Genomic DNA, 18,506 nt, shown 5'->3' on the forward strand with positions numbered 1-18,506 from the left:
CAGGGGGCGCCCCGCGCACAATCACCGATTACCCGCTTTCCGCACCGACCGCCGCGGCGGCGGATGGGGCCGCCCCCGTGTCATGGCGACAGGGAGGGCGGCCCGTGTCACCCCCGCGCCGTCGCAGCGGGGCGCCCGGCGGCCTCTGCGCGGCCGTAGAACGCGGCGAGGTCGCGCCCGAGCAGCTCCAGCGTGGGCTCGTCGACATACGCCATGTGCCCGCAGCTGTAGAGCCTGAAGGTCACCCGCTCCCTGAGCGCGTCGGGCAGGAACAGGCGCGAGACATCGTGCACGGCGTTCCAGAACGGGGTCGCGGCGTCGTAGCGACCTCCCAGGACCGCCACGCGCGCGGTCGGGTTGCGCCTGAGGGCCTCCGCGAGGTCGTAGGCGACGTTGGGGGCGTCGGCCCGCATGCCGCCGGCGCCGGGGACGATGTGCGAGCGGTCCCAGCCGACCCCGATCGTCGCGAAGCTGCTGAGCGGGTAGCGCGGGGCTCCCCGGTAACCGATCTCGGCGAGATGGCGGCGGAACGCCGCGTTCCACGCCGGCTCGACCGCGTCGGAGGATGCATCGGAGCCGGCGAAGGGGACCTCGGTGCCCTGCAGCGCCAGCGGGGCGTACGAGGTGAAGCGGGTGTCGAAGCGCCCGAGGACGCGGCCCTCGTCGGCGAGCAGGGAGCGCCTGAACGTGTCGAGGTCGACACGGAGGCGGCACCGCTCGATGAGCTCCGGGGAAAGGCCGATGAGCTCGGACAGACGGCGCGCCATGGAGGCGCGCTCGGCGGCGGGCAGGCGGTCGCCCGCGAGCAGGGCCGGGGCGTAGGCGCGCTCCGCGAAGGCCATGGCGTCGTCGAACCACGCCTCCTCGTCGCTTCCCCGCCCCGCGCGGCCGAAGTATCGCGCCGTCGCCGCGTAGGTGGGGAGCAGGCCCAGGTAGGAGAGGTCGGATCCGGGCATCTTCGTGACCCAGTCGAACACCGAGGACATCATCACCGCGCCGGTCACCGGGATGAAGCGCTCGGCGAGCAGGCGCATGAGCACGGCGTTGCGAACGGTGCCGTAGGACTCGCCGAACAGGTAGACGGGGCTCCCCCACCGCCCGTTCTCGGTGAGCCACGCCTCGATGGCGCGCGCGAAGGAGTCGGCGTCGCCCTCGACGCCCCAGGCCTGCGTGGGATCGAAGCCCTCCGCGAGCTCCGAGTACCCGGTTCCCAAGGCATCGAGGAAGACCAGGTCGCTCGCGCGCAGCAGGGTCGCCGGGTTGTCCTCCATGACCGCCGGCTGCGCCAGATGGGAGATGCCGGCGGTGGCGACGCGGCGCGGGCCGATGCCGCCGACGTTGATGGGGACCGACGCGCTGCCCGGCCCGCCGTTGTAGCAGAAGGTGACGGGCCGCGCGAGCGCATCGCCCGCCCCCGCGGCGACATAGGAGAGATGGAACATCCTGCCCATGAGGGACCCGCCGTCGGAGCGCACGTCGATGTGCCCGGCAGTCGCCCGGTAGGCGATGCGCTCCCCTCCGGACTCCCAGACGAGGTCCGCGGAGGCGCTCTGCGGGACGGGCGGGAACCGGCTCGCCCCCGCGATGTAGAACTGCCGAGGGGAGCCCCCGTCGCCCTCGCCCTGCCGCCGTCCGACCTCTTCGTCCGCCATCGCGTGCCTCCTTCTGTCCCGTCTCCGCCCGGATCCCGGCGCCGCGGCGCCGGGATGGTACCCTCGTGTCATGACGATAGCACTGCCCGCCCCGCGCGCGGCGCCGCATCATGACGAGGGACCCCGTGCCATGCGCCCGAGGCCACAAACTCGGGCTACAAGCGAGAATGCGGGACGAGGCGCGACGCAAGCATCCGCACGGGCGCCCGAAGCCGCATGCGGGGACGGAAGGAGGGACGGGGATGGACAGACGGGAGGCGCTGGCGGCGCTCGATGCGGCGGGCGTACGCTACGAGCTCGCCGAGCACGAGGCGGTGTCCACCGTCGAGCAGGCGCACGGGGCGGGGATCCCGTTCGCCGCCTTCGGCGCCAAGAACCTGTTCGTGCGCGACGACCGGAAGCGCCGCTACTATCTCGTGACCATGCCCGACGACAAGCGGGTGCCACTCAAGGAGCTGCAGGGGCGCATCGGCTCCCGCAGGCTCTCGTTCGCCTCGCCTGCGGACCTCGCGGACAGGCTCGCCCTCTCCCCCGGATCGGTCACCCCGCTGGGGGCGCTCCACGACGGGGCGCGCGACGTGGAGGTCGTGTTCGACCGAGCGCTCGTGGAACGGGGGCGGGTCGCCGTCCATCCCTGCGACAACACGGCGACCGTGCTCGTGGGCACGCGGGACCTCATCCGCCTGCTGCAAGGACGCGGCAGGTCGGTGCGCGTTATCGACCTCTGACCGCCCTCCCCGCTCGGCAGCCCTTCACCTCTCGTTGCCGAGCGCCTCCCACGGCAGCCGCCTCGCGCCGTTAGACACCCCCTCCCGGCAACCGGATCCACGGCATCGCGACCCGCCGTGGGGCCTCAGAGAATCAGCCGCCCGCCCCGAGAAGGCGGCCGGTGCTAGACTGTGATGCGGAAACGAACGGAAGCACCCGAGGAGCCGCCATGGCGACGAATCCGCCCATCGACCTTTCCGGGGACCTCACGGTCTTCGAATACCCGACCTACGTGCGCTACAGCGAATGCGGGCACCGGGGCCTCATGACCCTGCCCGCGCTCGTCGACGCGTTCCAGGACTGCAGCACCTTCCAGTCGGAGGCGCTCGGGGTGGGCATGGCCTGGCTCCGGCATGAGCAGCGCGCCTGGGTCCTCACCCACTGGCACATCGTCATAGACCGCTACCCCTCGCTGTGCGAATCGATCACGGTGGGTACGCGCGCCGCCCGGTTCCGCGGGTTCACCGCGAAGCGCAACTTCTACCTGCGCGACGAGTCGGGCACCATGATCGCCCGCGCCGACTCGTCATGGGCGTTCATCGACCTCGAGACCGGGAGGCCGACGCGGCCGGGACCCGAGCACGTCGAACCATACGGGGTGCACGATCCCCTGGAGATGCCCGAGGAGCCCCGTCGCGTGAAGCTGCCCGATGGGCTCGAGCCCTGCGACCCCGTCCCCGTGCGGCGCGGGCTCATCGACACCAACGAGCACGTCAACAACTGCCGCTACATCCAGATCGCGCTGGAGGCCCTGCCCTACGAGGTCGCCCCGCGCCGCGCGCGCGTGGATTACCACCGCGCCGCGGTCCTCGGGGACACCGTGCACCCGCGCGTCGCCCGCGACGGCGGCGTCATCGCCGCGTCCCTGGAAGATGCCGCGGGCTCGCCCTTCGCCGTGGTGGAGCTGACCCTGTAGGAGGACCCGCCGCATGGCGGGCGGATGGAGGGAGAGGTATGGACGGCCGCCCGAACGTAGTGTTCGACATGGGCAACGTGCTCATGACCTTCGACGGGCCGTATTTCGCCCGGTGCTTCACCGACTCCGACGACGACGCGCGCCTGCTCCATGCCGCGCTGTTCGGCAGGCCGGAATGGGCCCTGCTCGACGCGGGCGCGATCGGCCACGACACCATGCGGCGCGTCGCGGAGGCGCACCTGCCCCTTCGGCTGCATGCGGCGCTGCACGCGTGCCTCGAGCACTGGCCGGAGCGATCGGAGCCCATCATCCCCGTCTGCGACCTCGTCGCCCGCCTCAAACGCGCCGGCGCGGGCGCCTACCTGCTCTCGAACGCCTCGACCCGCATCGACCTGCAGCTCGCCGGCTGCCCCGCCTACCCGCTCATGGACGGCCGGGTGGTCTCCGGGTTCGAGCGGGTCATGAAGCCGGACCCGGCGATCTACCTGCTGCTCTGCGGACGCTACGGCCTCGACCCGGACCGCTGCCTGTTCGTGGACGACAACGCGGACAACTGCCGCGGCGCCGAGGTCGCGGGGATGCGCGCGCACCGGTTCGACGGGGACGCCGCCGCGCTCAAGGACGCCGTCGAGGCGTTCCTGGGCGCATGGGGCATGGGCCTGCGCTAGACCGCCGCGGCCCCGAGCCCGAAACACGGCGCCCTGAGCCCGGCGGCAGGGTGCCGCCCCGAACCCCGCGCCGGGCGGACCCTCCCCACGGGCTCCGCCCCCGCGCGGCAGGGCTCAGCGCGCGGCGCGGACCTCCGCCGCGGCGTCCACGAAGGAGCGCCAGAGGTTGAAGTCGGTGGGCAGCGCGCGCCAGGTGTACTCCGGATGCCACTGGACGCCCAGGCAGAACCGCTCGGAGGGCACCTCGATGCCCTCGGGGACCCCGTCGGTGGCGCGGGCCACGAGCTCGACCCCCTCCCCCAGCCGGTCGACGCAGCAGTGGTGGCTGGAGTTCGCCTGGACCTGTGTGAACCCGCCGAGCGCGCGCTCGAGCAGCGAGCCCGCCCTCACCTCCACGGGATGGGCGGGGTCGGACAGGATGGGGCGGTGGCGCCACAGCGCCATCCCGTCGACCGGCTCGAAGGACGGCACGTCCATGCACAGGCTCCCGCCGAGCGCGACGTTCAGGATCTGGGCGCCGCGGCAGGTGGCGAAGATGGGCCGGTGGGCCGCGAGCGCCGCCTTGATGAGGCGGGCCTCGAACGCGTCGCGCTCAGGGCACAGCAGGGCCTCGTCGTAGGGGGAGTCGTCTCCCCACAGCGCGGGGCTCACGTCCTGGCCGCCGGGCAGGGCGATGCCGTCGGCCATCTCGACCATGCGCGCGATGAGCCCCTCGTCCTCGGTCAGCGGGGCCATGAGCGGCAGGCCGCCCGCAGCGAGGATCGCATCGAGGAACACGGTCGCGGCGGTCTCCTCGGGCGCGAGCTTCTCGGGCATCTTGAGGCAGGGCTGGCAGTCCTCCAGGCGCGGGGCGACGAGGATCACGGGCCGCTCAGAGGCGGCAGCGGGTACGTATTCGGGTTCTTGCGCCATGGGGCATCCACCTTGCTTCTCTCATGGGTATCCGCGCGCCCGCGCCCGGATGCGGGCGCGGGCGCGCGACGGATGAACGGGACGGGGCGCTCGCGCCCCGCAGGGGGTCAGTGCCCCCGGATCGAGTCCAGGAAGTCGCGGGCGCGCTGGGTCCGCGGATGGTCGAAGAAGGCGTCGGGCGCCCCCTCCTCAACGATCTGGCCGTCGGCCATGAACACCACGCGGTCGGCGACGCGGCGCGCGAAGTTCATCTCGTGCGTGACGATGACCATGGTCATGCCGCCGCGCGCGAGCTCGACCATGACATCGAGCACCTCGTTGATCATCTCGGGGTCGAGCGCGCTCGTCGGCTCGTCGAACAGCATCGCCTTGGGGTGCATCGCGAGCGACCGGGCGATGGCCACGCGCTGCTGCTGCCCGCCGGACAGCTGGGCGGGCACCTTGTCGGCCTGCTCCGCCACGCCCACGCGCTCGAGCAGCTCCATGGCGCGGGCGCGGGCCTCGGCCTTGTCCATCCCCAGGACGTCGACGGGTCCGAGCGTCACGTTCTCGAGGATGGTCTTGTGGGCGAACAGGTTGAAGCTCTGGAACACCATGCCGAGCTCGGCGCGCATCGCCGCGAGCTCGCGCCCCTCGAGCGGCAGGGGCTTGCCCTCGATGAGCACCTCGCCCGAGTCGATGGTCTCGAGGCGGTTGATGGTCCGGCACAGCGTCGACTTGCCGGAGCCGGACGGGCCGATGACCACGAGCACCTCGCCGCGCGCCACCGCGAGGTTGATGTCGCGCAGGACGTGCAGGTCCCCGAAGTGCTTGTCGACGTGGCGCAGCTCGATGACGGGCACATCGCCGGTACGGTCGGATGTCATGGTTCTCCCCTCTCGCAGGCGCGATGGCTAGCGGATGATCTTGACGCCCATGCGCTCGGCGACGAAGCCGGACAGCTTGTTGATGGCGTAGTTGAGCAGGATGTAGACGATGGCGACGGTGAAGTACATGGAGACGAGCGCGTCGTAGTTGGTGATGAGGACGCGCGCGTTCTGCATGAGGTCGGGGTAGCTCACCACGTAGGCGACCGTGGTGTCCTTCACGACGACCACGAGCTGCGAGATCAGCGAGGGGATCACGAAGCGGACGGCCTGGGGCAGCACGATCTTGAACATGATGCGCCCGCGCCGCATGCCGAGGGACAGGGCGGCCTCGACCTGGCCGCGCGGGACGGCGTTCACGCCGGCGCGGAGGACCTCGGCGAGCACGCCGGAGGCTGCCAGCGTCACCGGGAGCGTGATCATCCAGAAGGAGGACAGCCTTATGCCGTACTGCGGGACCGCGAGGAAGAAGAAATAGATGAGCAGCAGGCTCGGCACGCCGCGGAAGAAGTCGGTGACGACGCGGCAGAGCGCCGAGAGCGGGCGGATGCCGCTCGTGCGGCCGAGCATCAGGACGAGGCCGAGCAGCAGGGACAGGACGCCCGCGGTCAGCGCGACGCTCACCGTGCCGCGGAACCCCTGGAGCAGGTAGCGCCAGGTGGTGGGCTGCGCGAGGAAGGTCCAGTAGCGCGGGGCGAGCTGGCCGGTCACGTAGAACTGCCGGATCACGAGGCCGATGCCGATGATCACGAGGATGCCCGTGACCACCGTCCCCGCCACCATCAGGCGGCGGGTGCGGGGGCCGGGGGCCTCGTAGAGCGCATCGCGGATGCTGGTGGGACGTGCGGGCGCGCTCATCTCAAGATCCTCACCTTCTTGTCCAGGCGGTTGCCGACCAGGCTGATGACCGCCGCCGTCCCCACGTAGCCGAGCGCCGCGATGAGGAACGCGAGCACGCCGCCGGTGGAACGGGTGTTGATATAGGACACGATGCCCGTGAGCTCCTCGGGGTTCATGGGGACCTGGGAGCCCAAGGCGGTGGTGAGCATCACGGCGATCAGGAGGTTCGTCATGGGCAGGACCGCCGAGCGGAGCGCCTGGGGGATGACGATCTTCGAGATGATCTGCGTGAAGGTGAGCCCGAGCGAGCGGGCCGCCTCGATCTGCCCCACGCCGATCGTGTTGATGCCGCTCATGAAGTTCTCGGAGCCGAACGCCGAGGCCATGAGCACCGTCGTCACGATCACGCAGGTGGTGTAGTCGAGCACGACGCGCAGGTTGGGCAGGGCGTACACCACGATGACGAGCAGCGCCACGCCCGGGATGTTGCGGAACACCTGGACGTAGAAGTCGCCCGCGAGCCGCAGGGGCTTCAGGGGCGACACGCGCATCACCGTGATGGCGACGGACAGCACCATCACGAAGGCGAACGAGACGGCCGTCATCCACCAGGTGGTGACGAGGGCCGAGAGGTAGTCACCCCCGTAGGTTGAGAGGAGCTCGGAGATTCCCATGCAGCCTCCTTAACGGCCGCGGGGCCCGCGCGCGACGGCGCCGGCCCCACGGCAACCTGACCTATCCCCCGCCGCCGGCGGCGACGGGATGGAGACGGGCGCCTACGCGCCGATCGCCGGCGGCTCGGGGGCCGTCTCAACCTCGGCGCGGTCGCCGATGCAGACCTTCCACAGCTCGGACCAGGTGCCGTCCTCCTCGATGGAGGCCAGCCAGGTGTTCACGAACTCGACGCCGTCGGAGTCGAGCGGCAGGCCGATGCCGTAGGCGTCGACCGGGCCGAACTCCTCGCCCGCCAGGCGGTACACGCCGGGCTCGCGGGTCATGGAGCCCATCTGCATGGCGGTGTCGATCACATAGGCGTCGACGCGGCCCTGCTTGAGCGCGGTGCGCGCCTCCTCATCGGTGGAGAACTCCTGGATGGTCGCCTCGGGGGCGTACTCCTCGAGGACCGACGGGCCGGTGGAGCCGGACTGGGCGGCGACGTTCCTGCCCGCGAGGTCGTCGACCCCGTTGATGTCGGAGTTGTCGGCCATCACCAGGATGGACTGCTGGGTGGTGTAGTACGGGCCGGCGAAGGAGATGATCTCCTTGCGCTCGTCGGTGATGGAGTAGGTGGCGAACACGGCGTCGACCTGGTCGTTGGTGAGGACGCTCTCACGCGTGTCGGAGGTCACCTGGGTGAGCTCGTAGGCGTTCTCGTCTCCCAGGATGTAGCGGGCGAGCATCTGGAAGAGGCCGGCGTCGAAGCCGCGGACCTTGTTGTCCTTCTCGTTCATGAGGCAGAACAGCAGGGAGGTCTGGACGCCGCCGACGCGCATGCTGCCGGCGTCGCGGATCTTGGACGCCCAGGCGCTCGCCTCGACGACGGCGTCGTCGGCGACGGGCGCTGAGGCCACGAGCTCGTCGTAGGCGGCGGCGTCGATCTGCGCCTCCTGCGCGTCGTCGGAGGAGGAGCCTGCGTCGCCGGAGCCCTCGGGCGCGGGGGCGGGCTCGTCGCTGCAGCCGGAGAGGCCGAAGGCCGCGACGGCGCCTGCGGCGCCCAGGCCGAGCAGCGCGTGACGGCGGTCGAGCAGGAGCTCGGGGCGCGGGGTGTTGTTGGACATGGTGCATCCTTTCGTCTATGCGCGCAGCATCGCACTAAAGCATATGCTGGACAAACGCGTTGAACGATATTCTAAGGCTAAATCATACCCGTTCACTCATGATTTGAAACAAACTTGGGGATCCCGACGCGAGCGGGCGCCGCGCGGGAACGTCCCGCCCGGCGCCCGCACGGCGCGCGGCCCCGCCCTAGGACGGCTCGCCCCGGAAGGGGCCGCCCGGGATCAGTCCTGCTCGCCCGTGTCGGCGAACTGGGAGTTGTAGAGCTCGGCGTAGAAGCCGTCCTGCGCGAGCAGCTCCTCGTGGGTGCCCGACTCGACGATGTCGCCGTCGCGCAGCACCAGGATCTTGTCCGCGTTGCGGATCGTGGAGAGGCGGTGCGCGATGACGAAGCTCGTACGGCCCTGCATGAGGGCGTCCATGGCGCGCTGGATGCGCTCCTCGGTGCGCGTGTCCACGTTCGAGGTCGCCTCGTCCAGGATGAGGATCGGGCGGTCGGCGATGAAGGCGCGCGCGATGGTGAGCAGCTGCCGCTGCCCCTGGCTCACGTTGGAGGCGTCCTCGTTCAGCTCGAAGTCGTACCCGCCGGGCAGCGTGCGGATGAAGTGGTCGGCGAGCGCGGCGCGGGCGGCGGCGCGGACCTCGTCGCCCGTGGCGTCGGCGCGCCCGTACCGGATGTTCTCCATGATCGAGCCCTGGAACAGCCACGTGTCCTGCAGCACCATGGCGAAGCCGGCGCGCAGGTCGTCGCGGGCGTAGTCGCGCACGTCGACGCCGTCGACGCGCACCGAGCCCGCGTTGACGTCGTAGAAGCGCATGAGCAGCTTCATGAGGGTCGTCTTGCCGGCGCCCGTGGGGCCGACGATGGCGACCGTCTGGCCGGGCTCGACCCGGCAGCTGAAGTCGTGGATCACGGTCTTGTTGGGCACGTACCCGAACCGGACGCGGTCGAACTCGACCGCGCCGCGCCCGCGGGCAGGGAGCTCGGGCGTCACGGCGTCGGGCGTCTCCTCGGGCTCGGCGAGGAACTCGAAGACGCGCTCGGCGGCGGCGGACAGCATCTGCAGCATGTTGGACACCTGCGTGAGCTGGGTGATGGGCTGGGTGAAGTTGCGCACGTACTGCATGAACGCCTGGATGTCGCCCACGGAGATGGAGCCCGCGACGGCGAGGAACGCGCCGAAGGACACCACGGCGACATAGGCGAGGTTCGCCACGAAGTTCATGATCGGCTGCATGAGGCCCGAGAGGAACTGCGAGCGCCAGCCGGCCTGGTAGAGCAGGTCGTTGTCGGCGTCGAAATCGGCCACGGCGCGCTGCTCGCGGTTGAACACCTTGATGACGTTCTGCCCGGAGAAGCTCTCCTCGATGGTGCCGTCGACCCGGCCGAGCAGCGCCTGCTGCTGGCGGAAGTAGCGCTGGGAGGTGCGCACGACGAGCACGATGAGCACGAGCGAGACCGGGATCGTGAGGAAGGTGAGGCCGGCGAGCGCGACGGAGACCGACAGCATCATGACCGTCACGCCGATGATCTGCGTGATGGAGGTGATGAGCTGGGTGACGCACTGGTTGAGCGACTGGCCGACGGTGTCGACGTCGTTGGTGATGCGCGACAGCACGTCGCCGACCGCGTTGCGCTCGAAGTAGGCGAGCGGCATGCGGTCGATCTTCTCCACGATCTCGCGGCGCATGCGGTAGCACACGCGCTGCGTGACCCCGGTCATGAGCCAGCCCTGGCAGAAGTTGAAGGCCGCGGAGGTGAGGTAGAGGCACAGCAGGCCGGCAAGGATGTACCCGATCCCGGCGAAGTCGATCGAGCCGGTGCCCATGACCTTGGCGGTGATGCCCTCGAACAGCTTGGTGGTCGCCTGGCCCAGGATGCGCGGGCCCACGACGTTGAAGACGACCGAGGCGATGGCGCAGACGAGCGCGATGACGAGCGCGATGCGCTCATGGGCGAGGTAGGCGACCAGCTGCTTGAGCGTGCCCGAGAAGTCGCGGGCGCGCTCGGAGGCGGGGCCGCGGTGCGCGGGACCTGGCATCAGCGCTCACCTCCTTCCTTAAGGGAGCCGGGTGCGGGGGCTTCCTCCCCGTCGAGCCCCAGCTCGGATGCGGACAGCTGGCTCTTGGCGATCTCCAGGTACTCGGGGCAGCTGCGGAGCAGCTCGGCATGGGTGCCGCGCCCGACGATGCGCCCGTCGTCGAGGACCAGGATCTCGTCGGCGTGCATGATGGTGGCGATGCGCTGCGCCACGATGACCACCGCGGCGTCGGAGCACTCGCGCGCGATCCGGGCGCGCAGGTCGGCGTCGGTCTTGTAGTCGAGCGCCGAGAACGAGTCGTCGAACACGAGGACCTTCGGGCGGATCGCCAGCGCGCGGGCGATGGACAGGCGCTGGTTCTGGCCGCCGGAGACGTTGGATCCGCCCTGGGAGATGCGGCTCGCGTAGCCCTCGGGCTTCGCCTCGATGAACTCGGCGGCCTGGGCGATGCCCGCGGCGCGCTCCATGTCGGCGTCGCTCATCGACTCGTCCCCGTACTTGATGTTGCTCTCGATGGTCCCCGAGAACAGCATGCGCTTCTGCGGGACGTAGCCGATGGCGCGGCGCAGCTCGGCGAGGTCGATGTCGCGGATGTCGACGCCGTCGAGGGTGACGGAGCCCTGCGTGACGTCGTACAGGCGCGGGATGAGCTGGACGAGGGTCGACTTGCCGCAGCCGGTGGAGCCGATGATGGCCGTGGTGCGCCCGGGCTCGGCGGTGAAGCTGATGTGCTCGAGCGTCGGGCAGTCGGCATCCGGGTAGGAGAAGGTGACGTCGTTGAACGAGACGGCGCCGCGCCACCCCTCCCCGCGCTCGCGCGTCACGCGCCGCTCGGGCTCGGGGTCGGAGATGGAGGTCCGCGTGTCGAGCACCTCCTGCACGCGCTCGGCGGCGACGCCCGCGCGCGGCAGCATGACCGAGATCATGGTGAGGATCATGAAGGACATGATGACCTGCATGACGTAGTTGATGTAGGCCATGAGGGTGCCCACCTGCAGCCCGCCGGTGTCGACGCCCCGGGCGCCGAACCACACGATGGCGACCGTGGTGCCGTTCATCACGATGAGCATGATGGGCATGAGCAGGGCCATGCAGCGGTTGGTGAAGATGTAGGTCGAGGTCAGCTCGCGATTCGCCTGGTTGTAGCGGCGCTCCTCGTGCTCCTGACGCCCGAACGCGCGGATGGGCATGATGCCGGTGATGATCTCGCGCGCGAGCAGGTTGTTGCGGTCGACGAGCTTCTGCATGATGCGGAACTTGGGCATGGTGACGCCCATGAGCACGCCGATGGCGATCGCGATGGCCGCGATGGCGACCACGAGGATCCATTCCATGCCGGTCGGCGTGGCGAGCACGCGCACGACCGCGCCGATGCCCATGCACGGCGCGAACAGCACGATGCGCAGGCACATGACGCAGATCATCTGGATCTGCTGGATGTCGTTGGTCGCGCGCGTGATGAGCGAGGCGCTCGAGAAGCGGTTCATCTCGGCCGGCGAGTAGTCCAGGACCCGCTCGTAGAGCTGATGGCGCAGGTCGCGACCGATCGCCGCGGAGGTGCGGCTCGCGTTCAGCGCGGCCAGGATCGCGCACAGGGCGGATGCGAGCGCGAGCCCGAGCATCGACAGCCCCTGGCTCCACAGGTAGCCGCTCTGTACGGCGGTGAGGTCGACCCCCGCGTCCTCGTAGGCGCGCTCGACGTAGGCGATGGCGCGCGACCGGACGACGGTGTCCGCGTTATCCCCCAGCGAGTCGACCAGCGCCTCGCGCGAGGCGACGAGGTCGTCACGGCCGATCAGACCGGCCTCGACGAGCCACCGGATGTCGGAGGTCTCGACGGTGTCCCCCATCGCGGCCTCTATCCGCTCGCGGGCGGCCGTCCGGGCCTCCCCCGATGCGCCCGAAGCCGACGAGGCGCCGGATGCATCGATGAACCGGTCGAGCGAGACCCCCTGGTCGAACTGGTATGTGAGCATCTCCGCCTCGCCCATGGGGTCCTCGAGCTCGGCGCGCGCCGAGGCGTCCCCCGTGAAGGTGCGGACGCCCCTCGTGTCGGGCTCGCTGAAGCTCGCCTCGACGCGGTCGGTCTCCGCGGTATCGAGGAACAGCTCGATGTCGGACAGGTCGTCCGCACGGATCGTGTCGGGGACCGCGCTGTCGATGCCGCCCTGGCTGATGCCCACGTCGACGATGTCGCTCATGATCTGCGGGAGCATGAGCTCGAAGTTCGCCTGTGCGAACAGGAGAACCAGCGCGATCAGAAAGCTGACCTTGTGGTGTTTCAGGAAACTGAAGATCTTCACGCCCGGTTACCCTCCCCCTTCTTCCGGATACCTTCAGATGCGCGCCGCGCACCCGGAGCGGATGCCCGGGCGCGCGGCGCGAACCATTATTCCCATGCGATCGGACGAGCGGAGGTCCGGACGGCCGAAGCGACCCTCCTCCATAAGAAGACAACAACTTAGGCACCTTATTATTTAGTGAGCGCATCGGCTCGCCGTGGCCCCGGGCACGCGTCTTGGGGACGGGCGGCTCGCTCGGGACGGAAAAGAAAAGGCGCCCCGGAGGGCGCCTGAGCGTTCGTTGTGTACCGTTGACCCGGTTCACGCGTTGTTTGCCGCAAGGAAAATTAGGAGCGGGCCACCTTGCCGGACTTGAGGCAGTTGGTGCACACGTTCATCTTGCGACGGTGACCGTCGACGACGACGTAGACGCGCTGGATGTTGGGACGGAACTTGCGGATGGCGACGCGGTGGGAGTGGCTGATGGAACGCCCTGCCACGGGGTGCTTACCGCAGATTTCGCAAACTTTAGACATGTCGTAACCCTCCTTGGGCGGCGGAACTCGAAGCCGCGTGAACAAACAGCATTGCACTATATCACAGAACGTCGAAGCTATGCGAAATCCACACATGCGCCCCGAGAAGTCGGGGCGGCGGCCGGTCCGATCCCCGATGGGCACGCCCCGTATACATGATATCAGCGGATCGCCGCCCGTGAATCCCGCGCGAAACGCGGGCAGGCGGCACAGCGATGACGGGGGCCGTCCTTCCGGTCATGCCGCTTGCACCGATGCGTTCACAGAACATGGCAAAAATGCAAGCCGCTCAATATTGAAGCGTTTCATATTTCGAGAGCGCAGCAATTGATTGGTTCATGCTCTCCAACCCTCTTACGTGCCGATTTCAAAAACCTACCCACTTTGTTCCTGCACGTTTGTCTTCACAGGTCTGTCATGATTTCGTCAATTTTCTGCTATTGAAGCGTTTCATTAGTACCGTTTGCGGCAAACTATCCTACAAGCGCCCCGCGCGCGTGGGGTGTCCATACAATGGGCACCATAGGCAGGCACCGATGAAAAGGAGCTCAGCATGGCAAAAAAGCCAACGGTCGAAGCCGCCCCCGCAATCGTAGACTCGATCGAGGCCTTCGAGGCAAAGCTCGCGAGCATGCGAGAGGCCCAGAAGGTCTTCGCCACCTTCACCCAGGAGCAGGTGGACAAGATCTTCTATGAGGCGGCCATGGCAGCCAACAAGCAGCGCATCCCGCTCGCCAAGATGGCGGTCGAGGAGACCAAGCGCGGCGTGCTGGAGGACAAGGTCATCAAGAACCACTACGCAGCCGAGTACATCTACAACGCCTACAAGAACACCAAGACCTGCGGCGTGATCGAGCGCGACGAGGCCTACGGCATCACCAAGGTCGCCGAGCCCATCGGCGTGGTCGGCGCGGTCATCCCCACCACCAACCCCACGTCCACCGCGATCTTCAAGTGCCTCATCTGCCTGAAGACCCGCAACGCCATCATCATCTCCCCGCACCCCGCCGCGGCCCAGTGCACCATCGCCGCCGCCAAGGTCGTGCTCGACGCCGCCGTCAAGGCCGGCGCCCCCGAGGGCATCATCGGCTGGGTCGACAAGCCGACCCTCGAGCTCACCAGCCGCCTCATGAGCGACGTGGACATCATCCTGGCCACCGGAGGCCCCGGCATGGTCAAGTCCGCCTACTCCTCGGGCAAGCCCGCCCTGGGCGTCGGCGCCGGCAACACCCCCGTCGTCATCGACGAGACCGCCGACATCCTGAACGCGGTCAACTCCATCATCCACTCCAAGACCTTCGACAACGGCATGATCTGCGCGTCCGAGCAGTCCGTCACCGCGCTGGACTCCGTGTACGACCAGGTGAAGGCCGAGTTCGAGCGCCGCGGCTGCTACTTCGTCAAGAAGGGCAAGGAGCTCGAGGCCCTGCGCGATACCATGTTCAAGAACGGCGCGCTCGACCACCGCATCCCCGGCATGCCCGCCGCCAAGATCGCCGAGCTCGCCGGCATCTCCGTGCCGCCCAAGACCAAGATCCTGATCGCCGAGGTCACCTCCACCGACCCCGCGACCGAGGAGTTCAGCCACGAGAAGCTCTCCCCCGTCCTGGCCATGTACCACGCCAAGACGTTCCAGGAGGCCGTCGACAAGGCCGAGCACCTCGTGCTCGCCGGCGGCCCGGGCCACACCGCGTCCCTCTACGTGCACCCCGCCGAGAAGGAGAAGATCGCGCTGTTCGAGGACACCATGAAGGCGTGCCGCATCGTGATCAACACCCCGTCCTCCCAGGGCGGCATCGGCGACCTGTACAACTTCGGCATGAAGCCGTCCCTCACGCTGGGCTGCGGCTCCTGGGGTGGCAACTCCGTCTCCGAGAACGTTGGGGTGAAGCACTTGCTCAACATCAAGACCGTGGCCGAGCGCCGCGAGAACATGCTCTGGTTCAGGGCTCCCGAGAAGATCTACTTCAAAAAGGGCTGCACGCCCGTCGCCCTCGACGAGCTCGGCCGCGTCATGGGCAAGAAGCGCGCCTTCATCGTGACCGACTCCTTCCTCTACAAGAACGGCAACTGCCGCGCCATCGAGGCCAAGCTCGATGAGATGGGCGTCGCGCACGATGCGTTCTACGACATCTGCCCCGACCCGCGCCTGCAGGACGCCCAGAAGGGCGCCGAGCGCATGCGCCTGTTCGAGCCCGACGTCATCATCGCCGTCGGCGGCGGCTCCGCGATGGACGCCGGCAAGATCATGTGGCTCATGTACGAGCACCCCGAGGTCAACTTCGAGGACGCCGCCATGGACTTCATGGATATCCGCAAGCGCGTCTTCACCTTCCCCAAGCTCGGTGAGAAGGCCTACTTCGTCGCCGTCCCGACCTCCTCGGGCACCGGCTCCGAGGTGACGCCGTTCGCCATCATCACCGACGCCGAGACCGGCATCAAGTGGCCGATCACCGACTACGCCCTCATGCCGAACATGGCCATCGTCGACGTCGACAACGCCATGACCGCCCCGAAGGGCCTCACCTGCGCCTCCGGTATCGACGTCATGACCCACGCCATCGAGTCCTACGTCTCGATCATGAGCTCCGACTACACGCGCGGCCTGTCCATGCGCGCCGCCAAGCTCGTGTTCGAGAACCTGCCGGCGGCCTACGAGAAGGGCGCCGACGACCCGCACGCCCGCGAGGAGATGCACAACGCCTCCTGCCTCGCCGGCATGGCCTTCGCCAACGCGTTCCTGGGCGTCAACCACTCCATGGCCCACAAGCTCGGCGCCTTCCATCACCTGCCCCACGGTCTGGCCAACGCCGTCATCCTCACCCGCGTCATGCGCTACAACGCCGCGGAGAAGCCCGTCAAGATGGGCACCTTCTCCCAGTACCAGTACCCGCACGCGCTCAAGGACTACGCCGACCTCGGCCGCTACTGCGGCTGCACCGGCGCCGACGACCGCGAGGTGTTCGAGAACTTCATCCAGAAGCTCGAGGACCTCATGGAGACCATCGGCATCAAGAAGACCATCGCCGAGTACGGCGTCGACGAGAAGTACTTCCTGGAGACCCTCGACGATATGACCGAGCAGGCCTTCAACGACCAGTGCACCGGCGCCAACCCGCGCTACCCGCTGATGAGCGAGATCCGCGAGCTCTACCTCGACGCGTACTACGGCCGCGAGCCGCAGAGCTACGAGGCGTAACGCCCGCTTTCGCTCCCCTCGTTTGCTGCCCGGGGCGCGCCGCTCACCGCGCCGAGCGCGCGGCGCGCCCCGGAGCCACTACAGTGGTGTCGACGCGATCTCCTCGCGCCGCACCCAGAAAGGAAGGTAACGCCATGATTCTTCCGGACACCAAGGTAGAGGTCGCCCGCCGCGGCAACAAGGTCGTCTACGACCTCGGCGACAAGATCGTCAAGGTCTTCAACGAGACGAAGCCCGTCTCCGACGTCTTCAACGAGGCCCTGAACCTCGCCCGCATCAACGAGTGCGGCATCCGCTCGCCCAAGGCCCTCGAGGTCGCCCAGGTCGACGAGGGCGGTTGGGCGCTCGTCACCACCAAGGTCCCCGGTGTCACGCTCGCCGAGAAGATGGCTGCCGAGCCCGCGCGCTTCTACGAGTACCTCGAGCAGTTCGTGGACCTGCAGATCGAGATCCACTCCTTCCGCTCGCCGCTGCTCAACCGCCAGCGCGACAAGTACGCCCGCATGATCAACCAGCTCGATCAGCTGAATGCCTCCACGCGCTACGACCTGCTCCAGCGCCTCGACGGCATGAAGATCGAGACCAACGTCTGCCACGGCGACTTCAACCCCTCCAACGTCATCGTCGGCGATGACGGCAAGCTCTACGTCTGCGACTGGGCGCACGCCACCCAGGGCGCCCCTGCGGCCGACGCAGCCATGACCTACCTGCTGTTCGCGCTCGAGGACAAGCAGCAGGCCGACGCCTACCTGGAGCTCTACTGCAACCGCGCCGACGAGCCCATCCAGATCGTCCGCAGCTATATGTCGATCGTCGCCGCCTCCGAGCTCGCGCGCAAGCGCGGCGGGGCCAACGACGAGTTCCTGATGAGCTGCATCGACGTGTTCGACTACCAGTAGGACACCGTCCCAGCGAGGGGCGGGGCATCCCACGCGGTCCGATCGCGCCTGCGGCCCTCAGAGGACCGCTCAGGATGTCACGCCCCTTCTGAGCGCCCCCACCGGATAGGCTCTGATGCATTGAGCATGAAGGCCGGCCCGCCTCGCGCGGGTCGGCCTTCGCTTGTTCGCAGGACGGCGGGGATACACAGCCCCCTCCCTTCTGTCCTCTGCGGGCTGATCGCGCCTTCGGCGCTCAGAAGCCCGCAGGGGACAGAAGGGAGGGGCCAGGCAAGGTCCACCGGAACGCTCAGCAAACAATCGCGCCTGCGGCGCTCAGAAGCCCGCAGGAGACGGGAGGGAGGGGGCGGGTACCTACCTCGTGCGGCGGCCGCGCCGGGGCGGACGGGCCTGGAAATCGTCCTCCATGACGCGGTTGTAGACCGAGAGCACCTTGTAGAAGGCGTCCACCTCGGCCTCGGTGCACTCCCGCCGCAGCTCGGCGGTGGTGCGGGCGATGTCCTCGGTGTCATAGCGCTTATGGGCGCATCTCGCGGGCGTTGCCCTCCTTGCGGCTCTTGGTGAGCAGCCCCTCGCGCTCGAGATGGGTGATGACCTGGGACAGCGCGCTTTTGGTCTTGTGCCAGATCTGGGAGAGCTCGGTGATGGTCACATCGGGGTGGTCCTCGATGTAGGTGAGCGTGTGCACCTCGATCATCGTCAGCGGGATGCCCTGGCCGTAATCGTGCTCGGACAGGATGTAGCTGGTATACCCCATGACGAACTGGTAGTCCGACGTCTCCAAGACGACGGTCCTGCTGGCCGACATCGCAGATTTCGCCGCCGTGAACGAGGTCTACGCCGAGTTCTTCAGCGCCCCCTACCCCGCGCGCTCCTGCTTCCAGGTCGGCGCCCTCCCCATGGGCGCCAAGGTCGAGATCGAGGCCGTCTGCTGATCAAGGCCCCGACCGACCGTCGCACGCGACGCCGCATCACGAATACCGACATGCACGCCCCCGCCGCCCGCGCATCCGCAGGACGGCGGGGGCCTTGTCGTCAGGGGGCGGGCACAGCGCATGGGCCCCTCCCTCCCGTCCCCTGCGGGCTTCTGAGCGCCGAAGGCGCGATCAGCCCGCAGGGGACGGGAGGGAGGGGACGACGGGCTTTTGAG

At 68.5% G+C, this 18,506-nt stretch carries 15 protein-coding genes and 1 pseudogene; 6 read left to right on the forward strand and 10 right to left on the reverse strand.

Annotation, left to right across the window (positions count from 1 at the left end):
* Positions 1-107: 107 nt before the first annotated feature.
* On the reverse strand, positions 108-1,652 hold the full coding sequence (locus tag PHA29_RS03950; RefSeq protein WP_270848210.1) for a S10 family peptidase: 1,545 nt from the start codon (positions 1,650-1,652) through the stop codon (positions 108-110).
* Between the two features lie 242 nt (positions 1,653-1,894).
* Here PHA29_RS03950 and PHA29_RS03955 point away from each other — a divergent pair, with 242 nt between their 5' ends.
* From PHA29_RS03955 to PHA29_RS03965, 3 genes are all read left to right on the forward strand, one after another.
* On the forward strand, positions 1,895-2,380 hold the full coding sequence (locus tag PHA29_RS03955) for a prolyl-tRNA synthetase associated domain-containing protein (protein ID WP_270848211.1): 486 nt from the start codon (positions 1,895-1,897) through the stop codon (positions 2,378-2,380).
* A gap of 209 nt (positions 2,381-2,589) precedes the next feature.
* Positions 2,590-3,336, forward strand: coding sequence for an acyl-[acyl-carrier-protein] thioesterase (locus tag PHA29_RS03960; RefSeq protein WP_270848212.1), 747 nt, complete (start codon positions 2,590-2,592; stop codon positions 3,334-3,336).
* 38 nt (positions 3,337-3,374) lie between these two features.
* The gene (locus tag PHA29_RS03965) at positions 3,375-4,004 is read left to right on the forward strand and encodes an HAD family hydrolase (RefSeq protein WP_270848214.1); all 630 of its coding nucleotides are present in this window, start codon (positions 3,375-3,377) and stop codon (positions 4,002-4,004) included.
* A gap of 114 nt (positions 4,005-4,118) precedes the next feature.
* Here the strand turns inward: PHA29_RS03965 and PHA29_RS03970 are convergent, their stop codons facing one another.
* The 8 genes from PHA29_RS03970 to rpmB form a co-directional block, all read right to left on the reverse strand.
* Entirely contained in the window at positions 4,119-4,916 is a 798-nt protein-coding gene (locus tag PHA29_RS03970) for a gamma-glutamyl-gamma-aminobutyrate hydrolase family protein (RefSeq protein ID WP_270848217.1), read from the reverse strand.
* A 107-nt stretch (positions 4,917-5,023) separates the two neighbouring features.
* On the reverse strand, positions 5,024-5,782 hold the full coding sequence (locus PHA29_RS03975; RefSeq protein ID WP_270848218.1) for an amino acid ABC transporter ATP-binding protein: 759 nt from the start codon (positions 5,780-5,782) through the stop codon (positions 5,024-5,026).
* A 27-nt stretch (positions 5,783-5,809) separates the two neighbouring features.
* Positions 5,810-6,640, reverse strand: a complete 831-nt coding sequence (locus tag PHA29_RS03980; protein WP_270403682.1) for an amino acid ABC transporter permease — start codon at positions 6,638-6,640, stop codon at positions 5,810-5,812.
* Positions 6,637-7,296: an amino acid ABC transporter permease gene (locus tag PHA29_RS03985; RefSeq protein WP_270403680.1), complete on the reverse strand. Its 660-nt coding sequence runs from the start codon at positions 7,294-7,296 to the stop codon at positions 6,637-6,639. The genes PHA29_RS03980 and PHA29_RS03985 overlap by 4 nt, the downstream gene beginning before the upstream one ends.
* Before the next feature lie 102 nt (positions 7,297-7,398).
* Complete coding sequence (locus tag PHA29_RS03990; protein ID WP_270848219.1) at positions 7,399-8,400, reverse strand: glutamate ABC transporter substrate-binding protein; 1,002 nt, start codon at positions 8,398-8,400, stop codon at positions 7,399-7,401.
* Positions 8,401-8,622: 222 nt separating this feature from the next.
* Positions 8,623-10,440, reverse strand: coding sequence for an ABC transporter ATP-binding protein (locus tag PHA29_RS03995; RefSeq protein WP_270848220.1), 1,818 nt, complete (start codon positions 10,438-10,440; stop codon positions 8,623-8,625).
* Positions 10,440-12,743 (reverse strand): ABC transporter ATP-binding protein, encoded by a 2,304-nt coding sequence (locus PHA29_RS04000; protein ID WP_270848222.1) that lies wholly within the window; start codon positions 12,741-12,743, stop codon positions 10,440-10,442. The genes PHA29_RS03995 and PHA29_RS04000 overlap by 1 nt, the downstream gene beginning before the upstream one ends.
* A gap of 326 nt (positions 12,744-13,069) precedes the next feature.
* Entirely contained in the window at positions 13,070-13,258 is a 189-nt protein-coding gene (gene rpmB, locus PHA29_RS04005; protein WP_066832438.1) for a 50S ribosomal protein L28, read from the reverse strand.
* A 553-nt stretch (positions 13,259-13,811) separates the two neighbouring features.
* Here rpmB and adhE point away from each other — a divergent pair.
* Positions 13,812-16,457 (forward strand): bifunctional acetaldehyde-CoA/alcohol dehydrogenase, encoded by a 2,646-nt coding sequence (adhE, locus tag PHA29_RS04010; RefSeq protein ID WP_270848224.1) that lies wholly within the window; start codon positions 13,812-13,814, stop codon positions 16,455-16,457.
* Positions 16,458-16,591: 134 nt separating this feature from the next.
* Entirely contained in the window at positions 16,592-17,356 is a 765-nt protein-coding gene (locus PHA29_RS04015) for a phosphotransferase family protein (RefSeq protein ID WP_270403669.1), read from the forward strand.
* A gap of 517 nt (positions 17,357-17,873) precedes the next feature.
* Here the strand turns inward: PHA29_RS04015 and PHA29_RS10605 are convergent.
* Positions 17,874-18,053: a MarR family transcriptional regulator gene (locus tag PHA29_RS10605; protein ID WP_270403727.1), complete on the reverse strand. Its 180-nt coding sequence runs from the start codon at positions 18,051-18,053 to the stop codon at positions 17,874-17,876.
* Here PHA29_RS10605 and PHA29_RS10610 point away from each other — a divergent pair.
* Positions 17,976-18,291 (forward strand): annotated as a pseudogene (locus PHA29_RS10610) (Rid family hydrolase). The gene PHA29_RS10605 and the pseudogene PHA29_RS10610 overlap by 78 nt on opposite strands.
* The last annotated feature ends 215 nt before the right edge of the window (positions 18,292-18,506 follow it).

The sequence above is a fragment of the Candidatus Collinsella stercoripullorum genome, from assembly GCF_027669965.1.
Classification (GTDB): Bacteria; Actinomycetota; Coriobacteriia; order Coriobacteriales; family Coriobacteriaceae; genus Collinsella; species Collinsella stercoripullorum.